Below are 22210 nucleotides of genomic sequence, written 5' to 3'. Positions count from 1 at the left end.
AGTGTCGGTCACCGCGGGTAGGTTCGCGCCATGCCCACCACCGCCGAGAAGGCCGCCGAGCTCCAGCGCCTGCACGCCGACCCCGAGCTCCTGGTCGTCGTCAACGTCTGGGACGTCATCACCGCCACCGTCGTCGCCGGCACCCCTGGCACGAAGGCGCTCGCCACCGCGAGCCACTCGATCGCCGCGTCGCACGGCTACCCGGACGGCGAGGTGATCCCGCGCGACGAGATGGTCGCCGCCGTCGGGCGTATCGCCGCCGCCGTCGACCTGCCCGTCACCGCCGACCTCGAGGCCGGCTACGGCGACGCGGGCGAGACCGTGCGCCGGGCGATCGACGTCGGCGTCGTGGGCGCCAACCTCGAGGACCAGCTCAAGCCTCTGCCCGACGCCGTGCGGGCGGTCGAGGCCGCCGTCGCCGCGGGGGAGCAGGCCGGGGTGCCGTTCGTGCTGAACGCCCGCACCGACGCGTTCCTCAAGGCCGGCGACAAGGACCCGGCCGACGTCCTCGCCGACGCGGTCGAACGCGGGCGCGCCTACCTCGACGCGGGGGCGTCCACGTTCTTCGTCCCGGGGCTGCTCGACGAGGCGCAGGTGCGCGCGCTCGTCGACGCTCTGGGGCCGCAGAAGGTCAACCTGATCGGCGTGCCGGGCTCGCTGCCGCTGACCACGATGCAGCAGCTCGGCGTCGCGCGCGTGTCGTTCGGGCCGTGGAGCCAGAACGTCGCGCTCACCGCGCTCGCTCGGCTGGCCGAGGGCGTGCTCGCGGGCGGCGCCCTGCCCGAGGGCACCCGCAAGCTCAACTAGGGCGCACGACGAAGGCCCCGACCGCGCGGTCGGGGCCCTCGTCGTCCTGCTGCGTCGTCCTGCTGCGTGCTGCGGTCAGGCGATGGCGGGGGAGGGCGCGGCGCCGCCCAGCCGCACCTCCTGCTCGGCCGGCACGTGGCGCAGGTGCCGGTAACCGAGTGCGGTGAGCACCAGCATCAGCAGCGCGGCGACCGCGCTCGCGACGGCGGCCCACAGCGCGATCGTGGCCAACGTGCCGAACGCGTAGGCGTTGAGCAGCAGGCCGCGCAAGGTGTTGCCCATGAAGAGCGTCTGGCGCAGGTCGCCGAGCGCCTTGACCTCGGCCGGGTCGGCGGAGGTGTCCTTCGACATCGCGATGTACTTCCCGCTGACCTCCTCGTACGTCTGGCCGCCGCCGGCCTTGTTCATGTGCACGAGGATGTAGTGATCTGCGTACGCCTTGGCCTGGGCGCCGGTGGTCATCTCCTGGCCCGCGTACTGCTGCAGGTACGGCTTGATGAGCGGGTCGTCGATGGCGGCGCCCGAGGGCATCGTGATGCGCTGGTCCGAGAGCTGCTGGGAGACGCTGTCCTTGGCGAAGCTGCCGGCCCAGAACAGCAGCACGGCCGCCACCGCCAGGACGACGGTGACCACGGCACCGCCGGTCGTGAGGAGGGCGTCGAGGGTCCTGCGTCGCATGGTCTGCTCCTGTGCTGCGGGGGCTCGTCGCCCCGGTTCCGTTGCCGTTCTTCGGCACCTCCGACCCTGCCGCCGCCGAGGTGGGTGCACCTGGGACGTAGGTCCCCGAACCGCGTGAACGGTGTCGACCGGGGATGATGGACGGCGATGACCGCCGCCGACCACGCCTTGCACCGCCCGGGCACGAGCGGCTTCCGCCGGCTCAACGGTGCGATGGCGGTGGCGGGGCTCGCGGCGTTCGGGCTGCTGTACGGCACGCAGGCGGTGCTGCCGCAGCTCACCGAGACGTTCGACGTCACCCCCACGGTCGCGAGCCTCAGCGTGTCGGCCGCGACCGGAGCGCTCGCCCTCGCCGTGCTGCCTGCTTCCGCTGTGGCGCAACGGTTCGGGCGGGTCGTGACGATGCGTGTCTCGTTGGTGGCAGCCGTGGTGCTGACCGCGGCGACTGCGGTGGCGCCGTCCGCCGGGGTGCTCGTCGCGCTGCGCGGTGCGACCGGTCTGGTGCTGGCGGGCGTCGTCGCCACGGCGATGGGGCACGTCGGTGCCCAGGTGCACGCCGACGGGCTGGCTCCCGCGATGGGCCTGTACGTCGCGGGCAACTCGCTTGGCGGGGTGAGCGGACGGGTGCTGACCGCGGCGGTCGCGGACGTCGCCGACTGGCGCTGGGCGCTCGGCGTCCTCGCGGTCGGGGCGCTGGTGGCGACGGCCGTCTTCTGGCGGCTGCTGCCCGAGCCCGTGATGGACGACGACGGGTCGGCCGGGCCGTCGTCCGCCGGGCGCGCTGTGCTGGTGCACCTGCGCGACCCGGCGCTGCTCGCCCTGCTCGTGGTGCCGTTCGCGCTGATGGGCGGCTTCGTCGCGGTCTACAACTACCTGACGTTCCGGCTGGCGGGGGAGCCGTTCTCGTTGCAGCCGGCGACCGTCGGGCTGGTGTTCCTGGCCTACCTGGCCGGGTCCGCGTCGTCCGCGCTGGCCGGGCGGCTGGCGGCGCGGTCGGGTCGCCCGGTGGCGCTGGCCGCCGGCGGGGCGCTGATGCTGGTCGGGCTGGCGCTCACGTTGCCCGACCAGCTGGTGCTCGTGGTGGTGGGGTTGGTGCTCTTCACCGCGGGCTTCTTCGCCGCGCACGCCGTGGCGTCGGGCTGGGCGCCGGCGGTGGCGCGGCCGCCCGCGGCCACGGCGTCGGCGCTGTACGTGCTGGCGTACTACGCGGGCTCCAGCCTGTTCGGCGCGCTGGTCGGCACCGCGTGGCACCGCGGTGGCTGGACGGCGACGGCGGCCTCGGTCGGCGTCCTGACGCTCGTCGGTCTCGTCGCCGGCGGAGCCGTCACGCTCCTCACCCGCCGAGCCCCCACCCCCTCGTGATCTGGTCTCGGGGCGCGTGCCGTCAGCTGGACGCCGGGACGACCTCCCGCCGGACGACGCGGCGGCGCAGGGTGGGGGAGGCGACGACCTCGTACCCCGCTTCCAGGAAGACCTGCAGCAGCCCGACCGACGCCTCGTCCCAGATCACCGTCTTGCCCGGCGGCGGCTCGATCGGGTAGCCCTCCAGCACCCGCGCCCCGACCTGCTCGCCGAACTCCGCGCTGGCCCGGGCCAGCTCGTAGGTCAGCCCTTCGCGGCGGAAACCCTTGCGCACGACGAAGCAGGTGACCGACCAGACGCCCTCGAGCTCGGGGTCCATGCGCATCCACGGCTGCTTGCGGCTCCACAGCCGCGGGTAGTTCTCGCGCGGTTCGACGGCCACCCAGCCGGCCGCCTCGCCGTCCACGTACCCGATCAGGCCGGACGTCGGACCGGTTGTGCCGCAGGCGGTCTGCTCGACCAGCGCGGCGTCGCGCTCGGCCTGGGTGGTGTCGCGCCAGATCCACCCCGGCACCTTCAGCGCCTGGCAGCGGCACTTGCGCGCGCCGCCGGTGTCGAACACCGCCTCGACGTCGTCGGTGGTCGCCTCGTTCGCGGGCAGCCAGGTGAATGCACTCACGCGTCCCTCCCTCTCGAACCACTGCGACGGCCCCGTCACCGATGAGTTCGGTTCACCCTGCCGGTCTGCCCTGGTGAACCGCAACGGCTGACGGAGGAGAACCACCATGGGGCAGGTCATCGCATCGGCGTCGATGTCGCTGGACGGCTACATCGCCAAGGACGACAACACCATCGGCCGGCTCTTCGACTGGTTGCAGAACGGGTCCGTCGAACTGCCCACGGTCGACGACCGGATCACGTTCCACGTCTCGCCCGCGAGCGCGGACCACTGGAAGCAGTGGGTCGACAGCGTCGGGTGCATCGTGGTCGGCCGCACGCTGTTCGACGTCACCGACGGGTGGGGCGGCACGCACACCATGGGCGTCCCGGTCGTCGTCCTGACGCACGAGGTGCCGCAGCAGTGGGTCGACGAGCACCCGGACGCCTCGCTGCACTTCGTGACCGAGGGCATCGAGGCCGCGGTGGCGAAGGCGCAGGAGATCGCCGGCGACCGCGTCGTCGGCGTCGCCGCCGGCACCATCGCCGGCCAGTGCCTGGACGCCGGCCTGCTGGACGCCGCGGCCGTCGACCTCGTCCCGGTGGTGATGGGCCGAGGGCGGCGCTACTTCGGCGACACCGCGGCGGACGACGTCCTGCTGGCCGACCCGACGACCTGCATCCAGGGCGACCGCGTGACGCACCTGCTCTTCCCGGTGGCGAAGCCGGACCCCGGGGCGTCCGCGTGAGGACGCTGCACGTCGGCCTGCGCGTCACCGACCTCGACCGCTCGCTCGCCTTCTACGGCGCCCTCGGCTACGAGGTGCTCGGCACGGTCCCCGAGACCGCGTTCGGCAGCCTGACCATGCTGCAGCTCCCGGACGACGAGTTCGTCAGCCTCGAGCTCGTGCACGACCCGGACGCCGAGCCGGTGCGGCCGACGGGCATCAACCACCTCGTCGTCCAGGTCCAGGACCTGCGCGAGGTCGTGGCCCGGCTCGCCGCGCGGGGCGTCGAGGCCGAGGCGCCGACCTCGCCCGACGGCACCGAGACGTTCCTCACCAGCTGGCTCAACGACCCCGACGGCTACCGGGTCGAGCTGGTGCAGTGGCCGCCCGGCCACGCCGCCGGCATGAGTCGCGCCGACCTCGCGTGATCGGCCCGGCGGTCACTCGCCGACGGTGCCGTCGACGGCCTCGCGCAGCAGGTCGGCGTGGCCGTTGTGCCGCGCGTACTCCTCGATCATGTGCAGCAGCACCCAGCGCAGGGTGAAGGCCTGACCGCCGCGCGACGGGCTGGTCACGACCGACAGCGTGTCGAGCCCGTCCTTGGCCAGCGCGCGGTCGATCGCCGCGTCGGCGCCCGCGCGCGACGTGTCGAAGATGCGCCGCAGCTCCTCGGGGCTGTCGTCGCGGGCCGACGACAGCTCCCAGTCCTCGTCCTGCTCGAACGCGCCCGCCGGCACCCAGTCCGGCTCGGTCTCGCGTCCCTCGAGCACCCGGCAGAACCACCAGTCGTCGTTGAGGGCGGCGTGCTTCAGCAGCCCGCCGAGCGTCAACGTCGAGGGCGGGTGCACCGCGGCGAGCCCGGCGGCGTCCAGGCCGTCGGTCTTCATCCGCAACGTGTCGCGGTGGTAGTCGAGGAAGCCCCGCAGGGTGCTCACCTCGGGGTCGGCGATCGGCGGGTCCACGCGGGGGGTCGGCATGCCGCGCACCCTAGGCCGAGCCGGCGCGGACGAACCAGCCGATTTCGTCAGCCCTCGAGGAGCGCGAGCGTCGCGTCGTCGCGCTCGCCGGCGAAGTACTGGTCGAGCACCGCTGCGAAGGCGGGCACGTCGTCCGACACCGCCTCGAACAAGGTCATCGACGAGCGCAGCTTCATGGCGTCGACGGCGCCGAGCACGCGCACCGGGTCGCGCTGGTCGAGCGCGAGCAGCGCCTCGGCGCACTCCAGCAGCCGCGCGCCGAGCACCGGGTGGGCGAGGTACGCCTCGGCCTCGAGCCGTCCCTGCACGCCGTAGTAGCGCGCGGTGTCGGACCGGCCCAGACCCTGCAGCTGCGGCAGCACGAACCACATCCAGTGGCTGGTCTTGCGCCCGGCGCGCAGCTCGTCGAGGGCGTGCGCGTAGGTGGCGTGGTCGTCCTGGGCCCGGACGAAGCGCTCGAGGTCGGTCACGCGTCCACCGTACGAGCGTTGTCGGTGCGGTGGGCCAGGATGAGCCTCGTGGTCACCGTCGACGACGTCCGGGCGGTGCTGGCCGGTCTGCCGCGCAGCACCGAGGTGCTCGTGCGCGACCGGGTGAAGTTCCGCGTCGGCTCGCTGGTCTACGTCGCGTTCAGCCAGGACGAGACCGAGATGGGCTTCGCCTTCCCGAAGGACGAGCGCGCCGCCCTCGTCGCCGAGCGCCCCGACGTGTTCTTCCTGCCGCGCGGGTCCGACCTGCGCTTCCACTGGGTCGAGGCGCGCACGGCGGCGCTCGACCCGGACGAGACCCGCGAGCTGGTGCTCGAGGCCTGGCGCATGGTCGTGCCGCAGAAGGTGGCGCGCGAGGTCCTCGGCTGAGCCGGCGCTACGTCACCCGCAGCGTGCGCGCGGCCGCGTGCGACGAGCCGAGCACGGCGTCCCGCAACCCGCCCGCGGCCAGGGTGACGGCCTCGCTGCGGTGGTGCACGAGAGCCAGCACGAGGACGTCGCGCAGCGCCGGGTCGGCGCTGAAGTCGGCGTCGAACGTCACCACGGACGGCGACCACACCGACGTCGCGGACGACGGCCGCCGCGCCGGGCGGGCGGCGTCGACGAAGGCCCACCCCGCGGGCGGGGCGTACCCGGGCAGCGCGTTCGGCGCCGCACCGCCCGACGTGTCGGCGGGCAGGTCGTCCAGCGCGGCCGCGAGCCCGGCCACGGACGGTGCGGCCACCGTCGCCCAGTCGCCCGGCGTCCCGGGCATCACGGTGCGCAGCAGCACCACCGCCGTGTCGCTCGCCGCCGCGGCGGCCAGGCCGCGGTGGTGCACGCAGACGTCGACCTGCCAGCGCCCCCGGCTCACGGCGCCGCTCGCGGTGCGCACCGCGGCCGCCGACGGCCCGCCGGGTCGGGGCGTCGCCATGCCCACCACGCGCTCGAGCAGGTCGGCCTCGTTCGGTCCGCCGTCCGCCCACGGCACGGCCCACATCGCGGCCTGCACGCGCGCGTCGTTCCACAACCCGGCGTCGACGGTCACCTGGGTGGCCGCCGCCGGGTTGGCCAGCCCCATCGTCGTGCGGATCGTGCGCAGCCGGCGGATCCACCAGTCGGACCACCGGCCGTCGGGGACGACGTGCGGCGCGTCGGGGAAGACCGTCGGGTCGAGCGCCCGCACCGCGGTCTGCAGCGACCACAGCGCGAACCGGTCGTCCGGTTGACCCGTCCAGGGCAGGTCCGCCGGCGCCGGCAGGGCGACACCGCCGCCCGACACCGGCGTCGGCCGCAGCACGACGTCCGGGCTGGAGTGCCAGGTGAACGACGCGACCGGCGTGCCGTCCGGGTGGGCGCGCGGCAGCCCGCCGCCCGTGCGGTGGTCGCGGTTGCGCTCCTGCGCCCAGTCCAGCGACCACGAGCGGCGCGGTGCCCCAGCCGTGAACATCGGGTTGCCCGTCGGCGAGGGCAGCACCCGGCGGGTGTCGAACGGGTGCACGCGCACGAACGTCTGCGGTGCCGCCGGCGCGTCGAGGTCGACCTCGAACGTCCCGCGCGCCTGCATCGCCACCCGCAGCAGCCGCAGGGGAGGCTGCCCGCCCGGCCGCGGGTAGACCGCGATCGCGAGGTCCTGCGCCGCGGCCTCGGGCAGGCCGTTGGTGAACGCGGTCCAGTCCCACGTGGGTGGGGCGGCGCCGACCCCGGGCGTCATGACGCCGCGCCACACGCCGATCGTCGTCCCGGCGTAGACGACGTTGCGGTTCGCCGGGTCGACGGCGATCGCGTACGCCGGGGCTCGGGTGCCCTTCGGCAGCGTGCCGAGCGTGGTGGGGTGGCAGGTGCCGACGCCGTCCCACCACCAGACCGGGTCGAGCGGGTGGCTGGTGGCCAGGTAGCAGCTGCCCGTCGCGGGGTCGTGCACCCCCACGTCGTTGTACTCCCCGAAGCCCGGCAGTCCCGGCCCCGCCGCGGGCGCCGGCACGACCGCCGGCACCCCGGCGACCGGCACCGCGGTGCGGGTCGCCACGACGGCCGCGGCCCACGCACCCGGCCCGCCGGGGTGCGTGAGCTGGTGCAGGCTGCCCCGGGTCAACGCGATCAAACGGTTGTCGTCGCGCCAGCGCAGCGCGCGCACGCCGGGGAAGAACTGCGTCGAGCCCCAGGGCGCGATGCCCGGCGCGAGCTGGTCGGTGGTCAGCGCCGCCGGGGTCGCGTTGTCGCTCGCTCGCGGATCGGTGGCGCTCGGCAGGGTGACCCAGCTGCGGCGGAAGAAGGCGCCGTCCCAGTGGCTGCGGCCCCATCGGGTCGAGTACCAGACGCGGTCGGTGCCGACAGCCAGCCGCGTCTCGGGCGTCGCGGGGGCGGCCGGGCTCGTCCGCACCACGGCGGCGTTGCAGTAGAAGCGCGACTGGCCGTCCTCCAGGGCGTAGGCGCTGGCCACGCCGGTCGCGAGCCGGTGCGTCGGCGTCAGCCGGCTGCCCGAGTCGTCGGCCCACGTCGAGCGCACCCACTGCGCCGCGAACCGTCCTGGTGCGCCGGGGTCGAAGGCCACCCCGCCGCCGTCACCGAACCGCGTGACCTGCCGCCACACGCCGCTGCCGATGCGCAGCTGCGGACCGTTGTCCTGCATGCCCGCCAGCACCACCCCGGGGGACGTCGGGTGGTTGGCGAGGAAGCCCGGCTCGGTGACGACCATGCCGTTGCCGCGCGCGACGAACGTCCCGAGCACCCCACCCCGGGTCGACCGGAACGGCCCGCCGTCGCACCCCACCCACACGTGGGTGGCGGCGCCGACGGTCTGCCGGACCACGGCGTGGACGTCGGCGTGCACCTCCGAGCCGACCCAGGTGGGATCGTTGGCGTCGCCCGCGACGTAGCTGGTCTGGAACGGCGCAGCCGGCGGCGGGGCGCCCGTGGCCGACACGGTGACCGTGTAGAGCGCCGCGGCCCACGACGGGCTCGTCGCCCCGATGGTCGCGAGGTCGATCGGGCTGCCCACCGCGCCGCCGCCGATCGTGACGAGCGCGTTGTTCGTCGGGTCGAGCGCCGCGCCGATGTTGTAGAACGACGAGTCCTGCGGGGGAGCCGCCGTGCCGAACAGCCGGCCCGGCAGGTTGGCCACGACCTGCGCGGTCGGCGGGGTCGTCGTCCCGTCGACGCGCCACAGCGCCGGGCCGCTGCCCAGCACGTACAGGACGTCGGGGTGCGCGGGCTGCGCGGCCAGCACCAGCCGCGTGGCGGCGGCGTTCAGCCCGGGCAGCGGGACCCGGACGAACGCCGCTCCGGCCGTGCTGCAGTAGAGGTCCGTTCCGCCGGTGGTCGCGTCGACCAGGCAGGCCCAGAGCCGGTGGCCGTGCGCGCCCGTGGCCGGCGTCCACGCGACGTCCGTGACGAACGCGGTCGCCGACAGGCCCGCGGCCACGGCCTCCCAGGCCGCCACCGTGATGAGCCGCCACGGGTCGGTGCCCGCCGGCACGCCCGACCGGTGCTCGTGCAGGCCGGCGGTCGTCGCGGCGAACAGGTGCCGCGCGTCGGTGGGGTCGACCGCGAACGTGAAGACGCCCTGACCGCGCAGCCCGGTGTACGCCGGGTCAGCCCCGGACGCCGGCCGGGGCACGGCCTGCGCCGGGTCCCACGGGTCGCCGAGCGGCGCGGTGCGCGCGGCCTGCACCGGCCCCACCTTGTGCAGCACGCCGACGCCGCCGTACCCGCCGCTGACGCCCGAGTCGCGCGCCCACGGCGGCACCGGCTCGCCGGTGCCGACCCAGACCTCGTCGTCGCCGACCCCGGTGACGAAGCGCACGTGGATCGCCCCGCCCGACAACGTGTGGGACGACGGCGCGAGCGTGCTGCGGTCGGTCGTCGTGCGCCAGGCGCCGACCGGTTCCCACCGCGCGCCCGCGTCACCCGAGTACCAGACGCCGCCCAGCCCGCTGACGGCGTACACCCGTTGGCCGTCGGGCGAGACCGCCAGGCCGTTGACCCGCCCGGTGACGCGGACGTCGGAGTCGACCACGCCGCGGACGCTCGTGATCGGGCCGACCGGCTGCCACAGCCCGTCGGCGCTGGCCAAGGGAGCCGCGACCCCGCCGCCTCCTCCGCCGCCGCCTCCTCCGCCACCGCCTCCGCCGCCTCCTCCGCCGCCCCCTCCGCCGCCTCCGCCGCCTCCGCCGCCGCCCCCGCCCGGAGGTGCGGGCGGGGCGGCCGACTCGGGCGGCGCCGACCGGCCGACGAGCCATGACGTCCGCTCGCCCGACGAGCCGGTGCGGCCGCGCTTGCCGTCGACGGCCCAGGTGTACCGGTCGCTCACGACGCACCGCCGTCGTCCGGCGCCGGCTCGGGATCGGGGTCGACGCGCACCCAGCCCTCGCGCAGCACCGTGGCCCGGTCGGGCAGCAGGGCGGACGAGCCGGCGGCCAGGATCGCGTCGTCCCGCCAGCCCAGCGGCCCTTCGCGCGTGGTCAGCACCTGGTGCTCGCCGAGCGCCGCCACCAGGGGCAGCCGGACATCGCCCGGGTCGACGAGCACCGGACCGACCCGGATGCTCGGCACCAGGCGGTCGAGCCCGGCTGCGAACCACGAACGCTGCAGCGCCACCCGGCTGCGCGGCACGAACCCGCTCGTCAGGTGCACCGCGGCACCGGGCGCCATGAGCAGCGTCAGCAGCCGCGGCACACCCGGCCGCAGCACCAGCTCGCTGTGCGGGTCGACGTAGGGGTGGGTGATCGGCTGCACCGCGGGCTCGACCGGCGTCTGCCCGTACGTCACCAGGTGCCCGCGGCCCGGTCCGGCCTCGCGCGCCAGGTCGGCGACCGCGGCGTCGACCAGGTGCACGCGCGAGTGGTCGTCGTCGACGAACCAGGCCAGCAGGCCGTCGTCCGGGCGGGTGATCTCGCCCAGCCGCACGGGCACCTCGACGCCGGCGAGCGCGGCGTACTCGCGCCCGCGCGGACCGCGGCCGGCCGGGCCGTCGGTGTCGTCCAGCGCCAGCGCGAGCAGGTCGTCGGCGACGTCGACCTCGACCACGGCGCGGACGACGGCGATCGGCCGTCCCACGATCGCGGCCAGCTCGGCCGAGCCCGCCGCGGCCACCGGGTCGACGGTCCACAACGTCGTGTCGACCGCGCGCAGCAGCGCCGAGAGGGCCGAGTCGTCGTCCGGGTCGGCGCGCCGTCCGCCCCGCGCGCTCGCGTCGGCGGCGACCAGGCCGGACGCCACCGCGGCGAGCACCGCCTGCTGCGGTCCCAGCCCGGTCGCCGGCGGGGCGTCCACCGGCACCGGTCGCCCGGGCGCCGGCTCCCAGACCACGCCGCCGCCGTCCGGGCCGGCTGCCCCGCTCACCAGCAGCTCGCCCAGCGGCGTGCCGTCGGTGGCGAACACCTCGAACGACTCGTCGACGTGGTCGGGCAGCAGGAACCCGGCGACCGGGTTGACCATGCCCGTGGCGTCGGCCTCGTCGACCCGGGCGTCGACCGCCCCCTCGGGGCTGGTGGTGGCCGCGTCGACCAGGCGCAGCCGCACCCGTGCGGGGGCGGCGAAGCGCGGCGCTCGTCGCACCGCTCCGGGCGATCCGTCGACCGTCAGCCGCGAGGGCACCGCGGCCGTGGTGGCGTCCAGGTCGAGCACCCGGCCGAAGGCGTCGACCAGGCGGGCGCGCGTCACGCGCAGCTGCCCGGCCAGCAGCAGCACCGGCACGTCGTCCGGCACCTGGGGCAGCGCCGTGCCGTCCGCCGCCTTGCCCTGCACCGCACGGGCCGGCAGTCCCAGCACGCGCTGGCGCACGCCGTCCAGCACCGCGCCGAGCAGGTCGGGTGAGCCGGCCACCTGAGCGAGCACCGACAGCCGCGAAGCCATCGTGCCGTCGACCTCGCCGACGCCCTTGGTGTCGCGCTTGGCCTCGTCGGCCAGGTACTCCTGCACCGCGCCGCCGACGGCGTTCGCCGAGCCGGTGGTGAGCGGCACGCGGGCCACGCAGGTGCGCACGACCGGTGCGGACGACGGGTCCGACCCCTCGCTCGGCAGCAGGTCGGTGGTCGCGAGCCGCCAGCCCTCGGTGGTCGCCGGCGAGACGCCCGTGGACGCCACCTCGACCTCGAACTCCAGCCACTGCGGCGCCCACGGCTGCGCCCACGCCGTGATGCCGACCGGGCTCGGCTCGACGCCCGCGGCCAAGGAGTGCTCGCGCAGCGACGCCGAGATCCGCGCCGCGTCGGCGTCGACGTCGCCCGGGCGCCAGACGGCGTCGACGACCGGGTCGGACACCGCCGCGGTGCCGGCCCGCGTCGAGTAGGCGCCGCTGCTGTCGAAGCGCAGCAGCATCTCGGCCTGCAAGCGGCCGGCGTAGGCCGAGAGCACCGCGTCGGACGACGCTCCCGACCGCTCGGCCGCGCGCCGGGCCAGCCACGCGGTCAGGTGGGGCGACAGCAGCAGTGCCTCGCGGGCGAGCGCGCTCGCCTCGGCCGGCACGGCACCCGAGGGCAGGGCGGCCAGCACGGCGCTGCCCGGCAGCACCCCGTGGTAGTCGGGCACCAGCTGGCTGGCGTGGCGCACCAGCAGCTTGCCCTGCGAGCTCCACGCGCCGTCCCCGCCGTGGCGCAGCGAGCGCCCGGCACCGCGCACCGCGAGGTAGGGGTCGGACGGCACGTAGCGGGGCGGTGACGGGCGGTCCTCGGTGCGCACGCGCGGTGCCGCTGCGGCCGCCACCGACGCCGCGGCCGGTGACGAGATCGAGGCGGTGGTCGACGTCCCGGCCTTCGCCGCGCGCGCCCCGCCGACGGCGGCCGCGAAGCCCGCGCCGGTCGGTCGCATGGTGGCCGTCGGCAGCGCGTCGAGGGTGCGGGCGGACGCGCGCTCTGCCGTCGCCGCCACGCCCTCGGTGGCCACGAGCGTCTGCGCCGCAACGGCTTTCGTGTAGCCCTGCGTCATCGTCACCGTGTGGTGGCCGAGCGTCTCCGACACGTGCCCGACCCGTCGTCCGCGGCCGGGCACCGCGACCTTGCCGTCGACCAGCCGGTCGGTCAGCGGCGGCTCGCCGGACGCCACGGTCGCGAAGCCCTCGGCGTGCACGTCGGCGTCGATCTCGGCCGCGCCACCGGGATCCGTGACCCGCTGCAGCGCGTGCTGGACGAATGCCGTCACCAGGCGCTCGACGACCGCGAGGTCCTCGGCGCCGGTGACGCCCAGGCGGGCCGCGGCGCTGCGGGCCGTGAGCGCGGCGACCGCGTCGTAGAGGTGCTCGCCCAGCGCCAGCTCGGCCCGGCCGGCAGGCGGCCGCAGGTCGGCGGCGGTGACCCGCTCGACCAGACCGTCCTTGCTCACCGGGACGCCGACGACGGCGCCGTGCAGCAGCGTCGACGCCTCGGGTCGCGGGGGCTTGGCCGGCGGCACGTACCGCACCGGACCGTCGAGCACCGCGTCGTACCGGCCGAGGCTCGCGCCACCGAGCAGTCCGGGCGCGAACGCCAGCGCGGTCGCCGTCCCGATCGTGGAGGACGCCGTGCCGTACCGGACGGCGGTCATCAGCCCGACGTCGTCCAGCGCGACCTTGCCGGTGGTGCCGGGCAGCGTGGGCACGGCGACGTACGGGTCGGCCGAGGACGACGACGCCGGTGGCAGCGGGTCGCGGTACCAGCCCAGCGCGGTGAGCCGGCGGTCGAGCGCTGCGCTGCCCCGCACCTCGTCCAGCGGGTCGAGGTCGCCCCGCGACCACCAGCCCACGACCACGTAGGTGGCGCGGCCGCCCTCGGGGCCGCCGGGCAGAGACCCGCCGAGGGTGGGGTCCTGCGCGAGGTCGGTGAGCGGGTCGTGGAACGCGAACCGGCGCGACGCGGCGTCGTACCCGGCGGTCCAGGTGAGGGTGCCGCCGGCGGTGCCTGTCAGGCCCTCCGGCGGCACGACGGCCGTCCCGGCCACCTCGTCGAAGCCGGCCGCGGTGACGTCCCCGGTCCACGCGGGCAGCGGCCACGCGCGGCCGGTGCCGGCGTCCAGCACCCAGCCGGTCTGCACCGCCACCGGGCCTTGGGCCGCGGCGGCCAGGCGCAGCACGAGCCACCGGTCGGGCAGCGGGGGGAGCGACAAGCCGCCGCCGTCCGGGCGGGGTCCGGACGACGGCGCACCGGCCACCGCGCTGGCGGTCGGGTCGGCGAGCGTGCCGCTCAGCAACGAGTCGGGCAGCGCCCAGTGCAGGTGCACGCCCGGCTCGCGCGGTGTCGGGGCGGCGAACGGCTCGGGCCCGGCGACGGTGTCGTGGGCGGCGTCGCCGTCCTGCGGGGCGCGGCCGGGGGAGAGGGCGCCGACCAGCGGCACGCCCTCGCTGCCCGCGGGGTCGGCCTCGGGCACCACCAGCGCCTGGACGTCGACCGGCACGCACACGCGCGGCTCGCGCAGCAGCTCGCCGTCCCAGGTCTCCAGGACGCCCTCGACCACGCCCAGCCGCCCCGCGACGCTGTACGACTCGGCGGTCTGCAGCTTCTGCATCGCCTCCGGCGAGTAGGCGTTCACGGGTCCACCTGCACGAAGCGCTGCTCGAGCTCGGCGAACGCGATGCTCGGCCGGAACATCGCGTCGAGCTCGATCACCGCGGCGTCCGGGTCGGCCAGCGTCTGGTCGCCGAACACCGCGCGCCACGGGAACTGCAGCATCTGGATGCCGAACTCGGCCGCGTCGACGTCGGTGCCGACGTGCGTCGGGTCGCCGCCGGCCTTGAACCGCTGGGCGAGCGTCGCGAGGTGCAGGACGCCGGGAGCGCCCTTGCGGAACGGCACGTCGGCGCTCTTCTCGGGCTCGACGCGGTCGCCGGTGCGGACGTCGCGCAGCGGCACCTTGGCCTTGTAACCGCCGGGCACCGGCTCCTGGTCGATGCCGTACTGGACGCCGGAGCGCGGCTCCTCGAGGTGCACGACCTGGGGGAAGCCGTCGACCAGCACGAGCAGCACCGCCGGCGCGAGGCGCTCCATGCGCAGCAGCGGCAAGCGAGCCAGCCGCACGTCGTCGCCCTCGTCGACGTCCCTGTCCTTCACCTTCGGCGACACGGCCAGGTTGTCCTTGCCGTACGCGCGGACGTGGAGGCCGGGCCAGCCCGACACCATGCGCGAGCGCAGCAGGAACCCGGTGACCGGTCCGGCCGGGCCGGACGGCACCGCCGCGCCCCGGGTCCAGCCCGGCAGCCGCACCAGCCGCTCGGCCTCGTCGACCTCGTCGCGCACGACGGGGTACATCTGCTCGAGCACCGCGCGGTCGGACGTCGTCACGGTGCCCACGCCCAGCGCGCCCTCGACGAGCGCGTCGGTCCAGCCGCGGTCGACGTGGAAGAACCGGATCGACTCGGCGGGCAGCAGGCTGGTGTCGGCCACCAGGTGGCTGAACGGCACGGCCTCGAGCAGCCGCAGCCGGGCCAGCCAGATCCGCAGGTCGCGGGGCACGCGACGCGGGCCGGGGTCGGGCGCGTCCTCGACGACGGACGGGGTGGTCTCGGCGTAGATCTGCGCCAGGGCGACCGACACCACGGTCGACAGCAGCTGGTTGCTCGCCACCAGGTCGTACTGGCTCATGGCTGCCTCCGCAGGAACGAGCGGCCGCGCTGCCGCTCGAAGGCCGTGGCGGTCTCGACCAGCTGGGCGGCGAGGTCCTCCATCGCGGTGCGAGCGGTGGCGCGGTCGACCTCGACGTCGCGCTCGCCCGTCGCGACCGGAGCGGCCCAGAGCCGTTGTGCCACCTGGGCCGTGTCGCCGTCGAGCGCCACGTCGAGGGCGAACCCGCGGGCCAGCCGCTGGTCGCGACCCTTGACGAAGAGCGCCTCCGGCTCGTCGACCGCGAACCCGGGCGGGGCCGCGGGCACGGCCCGGGCGACGTCCTCGGGGGCGTCGCCCAGGGCGGCGAGCAGGCCGCGGGCGAACCGTCGTCCGGCACCGGCCGCGCGGCGCGGGTCGTCGGGCACGGGCGGTCCGGGCAGGTCGCCGAGGTCGAGGTCGGTCACCTTGTCGACGTAGGGGTCGGGGGTCGCGAGCAGCGCGGCCAGCGCGGGCGGCGCGGCCTGCGCGACCCGGTCGGCCACGGCCGCGGTCAGCGCCGACGAGAAGCGCTCGCGCCGCCACCGGCCCAGCGCTGCGACGACGCTCGGCTGCGACAGCGCGAGCAGCCGTCCGATCTCGTAGGCCGCGGCGTAGGTGAGGTCCTCGCGGCCGTCGGGCGTGACGCGGCGCAGCTGGTCGCTGTGGTGGGCGAGCGGGTAGCGGCCGTCGTCGCGCTTCGCCGTCCGCTGCACCGGGTCGGGCACGAGCGGCCCGCGGAACCACGCGGTCGTCTGCTCGCCGCGGCGGGTCTCGTGCGCGGTCTCGACGTGACCCGTGGGCGCGACCAGCGGCAGCGGCCGGGCTGTGGGCGGCTCGGTCGGCGCGCCGTACGGCGGCGTGCCGTCGGGCAGCGGCGCGCCGTCCGGCGTCTCGGGACCGAGGGGCACGTGCCCCAGCAGCCGCGAGCTGACGCCCATGGCGAGCGACTGGAAGTCACCCGCGTCGGTGCACGTGAACGACCAGCTCACCAGTACCGGGAAGCGCACCGTGCGCTCGACCAGGTGCCACGGGACGACGTAGCCGACACCGGTGCCGACGACCGCCAGGTCGTCGAACGCCTTGTACTGCAGGCCTTCCGTCGCCGCGCTGGCCTTCGACGACTGCAGCGACGTCGTCCAGCCGGCGCCGGTGGAGGCCGCGCTCTGGAAGCGCACCGCGTGGGTCGCGTCGAGCGCGTCCGCCGCCGAGGCCGCGGGCGCGGTCGCGGGCGCTCCTGCCGCGAAACCGTTCTGCTGCACCAGGTTCGCGTGCTGCACCAGGCCCATCCCCGAGGCGTCGGTGCTGCCGCCCGCGTACGACAGGAGCGACTGGGCGAGCGTCGCGTCGAAGACCTGCGCCCGGACGTCGTACTCGGGCGCGACCGGCGGGTCGACGGGCAGCTCGCCGTCCTGGCCCTCGAGGTTGACCAGGCACGCGGTGTACTTCGTGCCGGCCTGCGGCAGCCGGTTGCACAGGACGACGGCCATCCAGCCGTCGTCGTCGCCGAGCGCGAGCTCGGTGTCGCGCAGGTCGACCTCGCGCACGTGGCAGAGCATCGGCAGGTCCTCGAGCGCGGGGAAGATCTTCGCCACCACGCTCTCGGGCACCTCCAGGCACGTGCCCTTGGGGACGTCGGCGTCGCCCCCGAGCACCAGCGGGCTGGTGACGGTCGAGGCCACCGGGACGTCGTCGAACAGGTTGCCCTCGCCCTCGGCCACAAGCACCAGCGCCAGCCAGGGACGCGGCGTCGTCACGTCGAGCTGCGCGTCCGTGAGGCCGGCCAGCGGCGTGCCGTCCGCCGCCTTCGTCGACCGCTCCCAGGGCAGGGTGCGACGGCGCAGCACGACCTGCGGCAGGCGCGAGGTGAACGACCCCCGCGCGCTGGCCGGCGGGAAGGTCGAGAGCACCTGGTCGGGCGGCAGCGCGTACCGCGGGGCGGTGACGTCGAACGCCGTCTGCATCGTCTCGACCGGGCCGGGCAGCCCGCTCACCTCGCCCGTCAGCGTGTACGGCCCGGCCGGCAGGGGCGGGCGGGCGAACGGGTAGAGCCGGAACGTGCCCGGCGGGGGCAGGGCGGCCATCAGGGCACCTCCCAGGCGACGGTCGAGACGTGCGGGCCGGGCACGGTGGGCGGGTCGACGAGGTGCGCCAGGCCGCCCTGCGCCACCGACTGCGCGAGCCAGTCCGCGGCGGCCTGGGCGCCGTGCTCCTTCAGCTGCTCGGCGCTGCCGGCCACCGCGACCAGGCCGACGAGGTCGCGCGTCGCCACCTCGGGGTCGGCCGCCACCGTCACGGTGACGACGCGGTTCTCGTCGGTCGGAGCGACCGGGACGACGAGCACGCTGGCGCCGGAGGCGTCCGTCGTGACGTGCGGCGTGCCGTTCTGCCGCGCCCCGCCGAGGCCGATGGCCAGGCCGCTGGCGTCGGCGCCCGTGACGGCGACCGCCACCGCCGCCACGGCCAGCCGGTCGTCGGTGCGGCCGGGCACCGCGAACGTCGTCACGACCGCGCGCTCGGCCCCCATCAGCTCGGACGGCGCCGTCCAGGCTGCCCGGACGGGGTCGGTGCCGCGCACCGGCACCCGGTCGAGGACGTCGACGACGCAGCCGTCGGCGAGCAGCAGGCCGTCCGTGGCGCTGGGCAGCGCACGGGTCGCCGTCCACCCGCCGCTGACGGTCCACGGCGAGGCGTCGGGCGCCGGCGGAGGTCCGCCGACCACGACGACCGACCGCGCACCGGGCGGCGCCGCGACCACGTCGCCCGCGCCGAGCTCGACGTCGGCGACGGTCTGCCCGGCCGCCGCGAGCACCGCCACGCGCACGCGCCCGTCCTGGCAGCGCAGCCGGGGCCGGTCGTCGGGCGAGGTGTCGCGGTCGGCGTCCGGCAGCTCGAGCACCAGCACCTCGCCGTCCGCGACCTGGCCCTTGCCGCCGAGCAGCTCCTTCGTGCGCTGCTCGAGCCGGTCGAGCGCGGTCGGGCCGGCGGCCCGCGCCGCGAGCGCCGCCGTGCCGACCGTGGGCGGTGACGTCACCGGCGGCGCGCCGGCCGCGACGACCGTGCGCTTGCCGACCACGGCCTGGGACGTGGCGTGGACGAGCCGGGCCGGGAGCGCGGCGGTGAGCCGGTCGGCGGTCGCGGCTGCGGTCGGGGCCTGCACGCGCGCGACGTCCACGGTGTCGACGACCGCGCGCAGCAGGTCGGCCGACACCGACGTGCCGCGCACCACGACGTCCGCGCGGCCGGCCGCGAGCGCTCCCGACGCTCGCGCCTGGCCGCTCGCCAGCACCGCGAGGACGCGCGGGGCCATCAGGACGACGTCGGGCCGGGGTGGCACGCTCGTGCTGCGCACGGTGGCGGCCGGGGCGGGTCCGCCGAGGCCCTCGCCGAGCGAGCCGAGCAGCACCGGTGCGGCCAGCTGCGCCGACCAGGCCGAGACGTCCAGGTCGCTGCGGCCGCCGCGGGAGGTCAGCAGGTGCTCGGCGAACCGCGCGTCGTCCAGGGCGCTGGCGTCCTGGGCCGCCACGAGCGCGGCGTGCAGGCCGGCCGAGCCGTCGACCAGCGTGTCGATCGTGCCGCTGCGGCCGCCGGGCAGCAGCGGCAGCACCCGGCGCGCACCCGTCTCGACCTGGCGGTAGGGGATCGCGGGCGGGGGCGTCTCGCCCTGGCCCGTGCCGGGGATGCGGGCGGTCGCGACGAGCTCGACCCGGTCGGCGGCGGTGATGACCTCGCCTGCGGGGACGGCCGGCTTGGACTTGTCCTGCACGGGGCCCCAGGCGCCGACCGGGAACGCGCCGTCGCGCTGGGCGGTGACGCCCAGCCCGCCGACCCGGTCGAGGGCGGCGGTGTCCGGCCCGCCCGCGCCGGCCCCGCTGGTGAGCCGCGGCCGCACCCGCAGGGTCACGCGCGGCGTCGTCGCGCCGTCCGGGCCCATCGGCGCGACCCACAGGTTGTGGCTGGTGGTGATGGTCTCGACCGTCGCGGCGTGCGCGAGCTCGCGCACCGGCACGGTGGAGGTGACGGTGGCGGTCCACTCGGCGACGACCTTGAACGGGCGGTCGGGCTGGCCGTCGGGCGACACCTCGCCGCCGCTGGTGGCGCCGCCCTTCGGCGGCACCGCCCCGGCCCCGGTGACCGTGGTCAACGCGCGACCGACCCCCGCTGCGGCCTCCTCGAGGTACTTGGTGACGAACGCCGCCCAGCTGATCGGCTTCGGCTCGTTGTCGTCCGGTCCGATCGAGAAGGTCAGCCCGACCGGCCCGACCTCGAAGTGGGCGACGGCGCGGAACGGCGGGCCGGTCACGGTCAGCCGGGCGCTGAGATGCACCGAGATGGTGATGGTGGCGAACCACAGGTCGATGGTCACGCCGGCGTCGATCGACGCGTAGATCGTGACCGACAGCCAGAACGGGTCGAAGAAGACGATGCCGTCGGCGCCGAACACCAGGTGGGCCCAGGCCGGGCCGATCTGCGCGTGGATCTCGACCTTCATGCCCGCCATCAGGGCCTCGGAGGTCAGCGCGAAGTACGACCCGCCGCTGACCGTGACGAGGTCGCCGATCGACCAGGTCAGGCCGAGCCGCGGGACGACGGGGTAGCCGTCGCGGTGGAAGTCGGGGTGGTAGCCGCCCAGCGTCAGGACGAACTGGCCGCGGTTCGGCCCCGCGAACCACGCCGCGAACGCGAACCCGCCGGTGAGCCGCACCGCTGGCGCGATCAGCCACGAGTTGTCGGTGAGCTGCGCCTGCACCAGGACGACGCCCTCGCGCGTCGACACGCGGGCCACGAGCGCCAGCTCGATGCTCACCAGGCACAGCTGCGGTCGGGGCAGGGCCATGCGGGCCAGGCCCAGCACGTTCAGCTCGAAGCCACCGCCGAACGAGACGGCCACCACGACGACGCCGTCGACCAGGGCGAAGGAGGTGAAGGAGATGCCCGCCGCGAACCAGAACTCGCCGCGGCGCGCCGGGAAGTACCCGCGCGCCTGGGCCAGCTCGGTGAACGGGTCGCCCGCGCGCGCCGCCGGGTCCAGCGCCTTGATCAGCGGGTAGCTCGCGAACTGCGAGAGGTCGGACGGGACGACCAGCCCGCGGTTGGCGCCGAAGCCACCGCCGATGCCGGTGACGAAGAACGCGGGCGGCCCGCCGATGGGCCCGTTGACCGCGCCGAAGAGGAACAGCGCGCTGTACTGGTCGCCGGGCGGGCCGACCTGCCCGAAGCCGCCGTACACGGTGATGCCGTAGACGCCCAGCCGGGCCAGCAGCATGCCGAGGTACTCGCTGCCGCCCTCGGCGGGCGTGAACTTGCGCAGCCCGCCGGCCAGGGTGAGCCCGCCGGTGTCGGCCGTGATCGCGAACCCCGCGACGTCCACGCTCCAGCGCGAGGGGTCGAACGGCGAGCCGGTGCCCTCGACCCGGTAGGTGATCGAGAGGTCGTCGACCGAGGCCGACAGCCCGAACAGCGAGACCTTGCCGTCGACCAGGACGCCGATGCTCTGGATCGTGCTGCCGTCCTGGGCGACCGCCAGCCCCACCTGCTCGAGGTAGATCGGTCCGAACTCGCGCTGGATCGACAGCCACCACGGGCCACCGCCCGAGCCCGCGCTGAAGCTGACCTTGACGCCGCCGCCCGGCGGTTTCTGCACCGCCAGCGCCGGGCTGAACCGCGGCTTGGGCCCGTCGCTGCCGCTGCCGCCCGACGGCATGACGCCCTGCGCCACGGCGTTGTCGCCGCCGCTCGCGCCGCCCAGCGGGATCGCCAGGCCGGCGAGCTCGACCCGTGCCCCGCCGCCGAGGTCGACGCCACCCGAGGTGCCAGCCCGGACGACGCCGAAGCCGAGCAGCGACACGGCGTCGATCGTCACGACGGAGTCCAGCAGCGGGCCCGAGCCGCGCGAGAACTTCACGCCGACGCCACCCACGACGAGCCCGGGCGCGAACGCGATCGGGCCGGTCGCCGGCAGCCGCACCGCCTCCACCGTGATGCCCGCGGGCACGGCGGGGCTGATCCACGACGCGTCGGTGACGAGCCCGACCTGGACGTCGGCGCTGCCGGGGTTCAGCACCCACTCGTCGCCGACGACGGCGAGCGTCAGGCCGAGCGTGTCACCGCCGCTGCCGCCCTTGGTGACCCGCACCGACAGCGTGCCCGCAATGACCAGAGGCGTGGTCATCGCGTCGGCGACGTTGCCGACCAGCACCGCCAGCCGGCGCAGCAGCGCCATCGGGTCGGTGACGTCGGAGGCCAGACCGGGAGCCAGGCGCAGCGGGCCCGTGGCGACGAGCACGCCGTCCAGCAGGTCGCTGACGGGCGCGCCGAGCACCGGCTGCGCGAGCGCGTCGCGCACGGCCTGCACCGAGAGCACCACGCCGCCGGCGACGTCGAGCAGCACCGCGACCACCGCCCGGGCGACGTCCTCGGCCGCGTCGGACGTCGTCGGGACGTCGAGCGGCCCGGTGGCCTGCAGCAGGTGCACGCCGTCGGCCGCGAAGCGCACCAGCAGCCGCAGGTCGCCACCCGCGCCGAGCCCGACGTCCACGGTCGGCGACGGCAGGCTCGACCCTGCCGCCACCCGCGCGAACGGCGCCAGCGTCACGCCCTCGAGGGCCACCTCGGCCGGCCCGACCCGGACGTCGACGAGCTCCACCCCGCCCGACCCCACCCGCACGGTGGCTCCCGCGCTGCCCACGCCGGGCAGCGACGCCACCTGCACCGCGACGTCGACCGTGCCGGTGCCGGGCGCCCAGCCCAGCACCACCCGGCGGTCGACCGGTCCGAGGGTCAGGGCGACGCGGCCGCCGGAGGACTCCACCAGCCGGTCGGGGGACGTGCCCAGCGCGGCCTCGACGGCGTCGACCACGAGCGCCAAGCCCTCGGACACGATCGCCGCCGAGCGCGTCGCGAGCGCTGCCGCCGGGTCGGCCGCGAAGGCCGCGAGCGGGGGAGCGGTGAAGACCGCCGGCACCCCGGTCGCGAGGCCGAGCGCCCGCCCGGCCCGCGCGACGACGCGCCCGGCCACCTGCACCGCGGTCGTGGCGGCGGCCGGG

14 protein-coding genes are annotated in these 22210 nt (G+C 76.1%); 5 read left to right on the top strand and 9 right to left on the bottom strand.

Annotated features, from left to right (window positions below; all coding sequences use genetic code 11):
• Positions 1 to 30: 30 nt before the first annotated feature.
• Entirely contained in the window at positions 31 to 807 is a 777-nt protein-coding gene (locus ACYVJ4_RS01930; protein WP_460458422.1) for an isocitrate lyase/PEP mutase family protein, read from the top strand.
• 75 nt (positions 808 to 882) lie between these two features.
• Here the strand turns inward: ACYVJ4_RS01930 and ACYVJ4_RS01925 are convergent, their stop codons facing one another.
• Complete coding sequence (locus ACYVJ4_RS01925; protein ID WP_460458421.1) at positions 883 to 1485, bottom strand: hypothetical protein; 603 nt, start codon at positions 1483 to 1485, stop codon at positions 883 to 885.
• A 147-nt stretch (positions 1486 to 1632) separates the two neighbouring features.
• On the opposite strand from ACYVJ4_RS01925, the gene ACYVJ4_RS01920 reads away from it, so the two are divergent.
• Entirely contained in the window at positions 1633 to 2847 is a 1215-nt protein-coding gene (locus tag ACYVJ4_RS01920; RefSeq protein ID WP_460458420.1) for an MFS transporter, read from the top strand.
• A 22-nt stretch (positions 2848 to 2869) separates the two neighbouring features.
• Here ACYVJ4_RS01920 and ACYVJ4_RS01915 read toward each other — a convergent pair whose 3' ends face one another.
• Positions 2870 to 3466: a GNAT family protein gene (locus ACYVJ4_RS01915; protein WP_460458419.1), complete on the bottom strand. Its 597-nt coding sequence runs from the start codon at positions 3464 to 3466 to the stop codon at positions 2870 to 2872.
• A gap of 106 nt (positions 3467 to 3572) precedes the next feature.
• Between ACYVJ4_RS01915 and ACYVJ4_RS01910 the strand changes: the two genes are divergently transcribed.
• Entirely contained in the window at positions 3573 to 4193 is a 621-nt protein-coding gene (locus tag ACYVJ4_RS01910; protein WP_460458418.1) for a dihydrofolate reductase family protein, read from the top strand.
• The gene (locus ACYVJ4_RS01905; RefSeq protein WP_460458417.1) at positions 4190 to 4600 is read left to right on the top strand and encodes a VOC family protein; all 411 of its coding nucleotides are present in this window, start codon (positions 4190 to 4192) and stop codon (positions 4598 to 4600) included. The genes ACYVJ4_RS01910 and ACYVJ4_RS01905 overlap by 4 nt, the downstream gene beginning before the upstream one ends.
• A gap of 12 nt (positions 4601 to 4612) precedes the next feature.
• Here ACYVJ4_RS01905 and ACYVJ4_RS01900 read toward each other — a convergent pair whose 3' ends face one another.
• Both ACYVJ4_RS01900 and ACYVJ4_RS01895 read right to left on the bottom strand, forming a co-directional pair.
• Positions 4613 to 5149, bottom strand: a complete 537-nt coding sequence (locus tag ACYVJ4_RS01900; RefSeq protein WP_460458416.1) for a DinB family protein — start codon at positions 5147 to 5149, stop codon at positions 4613 to 4615.
• A 47-nt stretch (positions 5150 to 5196) separates the two neighbouring features.
• On the bottom strand, positions 5197 to 5619 hold the full coding sequence (locus ACYVJ4_RS01895) for a DUF1810 domain-containing protein (protein ID WP_460458415.1): 423 nt from the start codon (positions 5617 to 5619) through the stop codon (positions 5197 to 5199).
• Positions 5620 to 5667: 48 nt separating this feature from the next.
• Here ACYVJ4_RS01895 and ACYVJ4_RS01890 point away from each other — a divergent pair, with 48 nt between their 5' ends.
• Positions 5668 to 6006: an MmcQ/YjbR family DNA-binding protein gene (locus ACYVJ4_RS01890; protein WP_460458414.1), complete on the top strand. Its 339-nt coding sequence runs from the start codon at positions 5668 to 5670 to the stop codon at positions 6004 to 6006.
• Between the two features lie 7 nt (positions 6007 to 6013).
• On the opposite strand, the gene ACYVJ4_RS01885 is transcribed toward ACYVJ4_RS01890, so the two are convergent.
• The 5 genes from ACYVJ4_RS01885 to ACYVJ4_RS01865 form a co-directional block, all read right to left on the bottom strand.
• The gene (locus tag ACYVJ4_RS01885) at positions 6014 to 9691 is read right to left on the bottom strand and encodes a hypothetical protein (RefSeq protein ID WP_460458413.1); all 3678 of its coding nucleotides are present in this window, start codon (positions 9689 to 9691) and stop codon (positions 6014 to 6016) included.
• Between the two features lie 233 nt (positions 9692 to 9924).
• Positions 9925 to 14118, bottom strand: a complete 4194-nt coding sequence (locus ACYVJ4_RS01880; RefSeq protein ID WP_460458412.1) for a hypothetical protein — start codon at positions 14116 to 14118, stop codon at positions 9925 to 9927.
• A complete protein-coding gene (locus ACYVJ4_RS01875; protein ID WP_460458411.1) occupies positions 14115 to 15167 on the bottom strand; it encodes a hypothetical protein in 1053 nt (350 codons plus the stop codon). Before ACYVJ4_RS01875 ends, ACYVJ4_RS01880 begins: the two co-directional genes overlap by 4 nt.
• Entirely contained in the window at positions 15164 to 17248 is a 2085-nt protein-coding gene (locus ACYVJ4_RS01870; RefSeq protein WP_460458410.1) for a hypothetical protein, read from the bottom strand. The genes ACYVJ4_RS01875 and ACYVJ4_RS01870 overlap by 4 nt, the downstream gene beginning before the upstream one ends.
• A partial coding sequence (locus tag ACYVJ4_RS01865; RefSeq protein WP_460458409.1) for a DUF6603 domain-containing protein occupies positions 17248 to 22210 on the bottom strand: 4963 nt, incomplete at its 5' end. The genes ACYVJ4_RS01865 and ACYVJ4_RS01870, both read right to left, overlap by 1 nt.

This window comes from Angustibacter peucedani (genome assembly GCF_054779595.1).
Note: the sequence above shows the minus strand (reverse complement) of the source record. Positions and strands in the feature narration are given on the sequence as shown.

What these genes read in the sequence shown, in the direction of transcription:
- ACYVJ4_RS01930 (WP_460458422.1), top strand. Translation starts at nt 31, where the DNA reads ATGCCCACCACCGCCGAGAAGGCCGCCGAGCTCCAGCGCCTGCACGCC.
- ACYVJ4_RS01925 (WP_460458421.1), bottom strand. Translation starts at nt 1,485, where the DNA reads ATGCGACGCAGGACCCTCGACGCCCTCCTCACGACCGGCGGTGCCGTG.
- ACYVJ4_RS01920 (WP_460458420.1), top strand. Translation starts at nt 1,633, where the DNA reads ATGACCGCCGCCGACCACGCCTTGCACCGCCCGGGCACGAGCGGCTTC.
- ACYVJ4_RS01910 (WP_460458418.1), top strand. Translation starts at nt 3,573, where the DNA reads ATGGGGCAGGTCATCGCATCGGCGTCGATGTCGCTGGACGGCTACATC.
- ACYVJ4_RS01900 (WP_460458416.1), bottom strand. Translation starts at nt 5,149, where the DNA reads ATGCCGACCCCCCGCGTGGACCCGCCGATCGCCGACCCCGAGGTGAGC.
- ACYVJ4_RS01875 (WP_460458411.1), bottom strand. Translation starts at nt 15,167, where the DNA reads ATGAGCCAGTACGACCTGGTGGCGAGCAACCAGCTGCTGTCGACCGTG.
- ACYVJ4_RS01870 (WP_460458410.1), bottom strand. Translation starts at nt 17,248, where the DNA reads ATGGCCGCCCTGCCCCCGCCGGGCACGTTCCGGCTCTACCCGTTCGCC.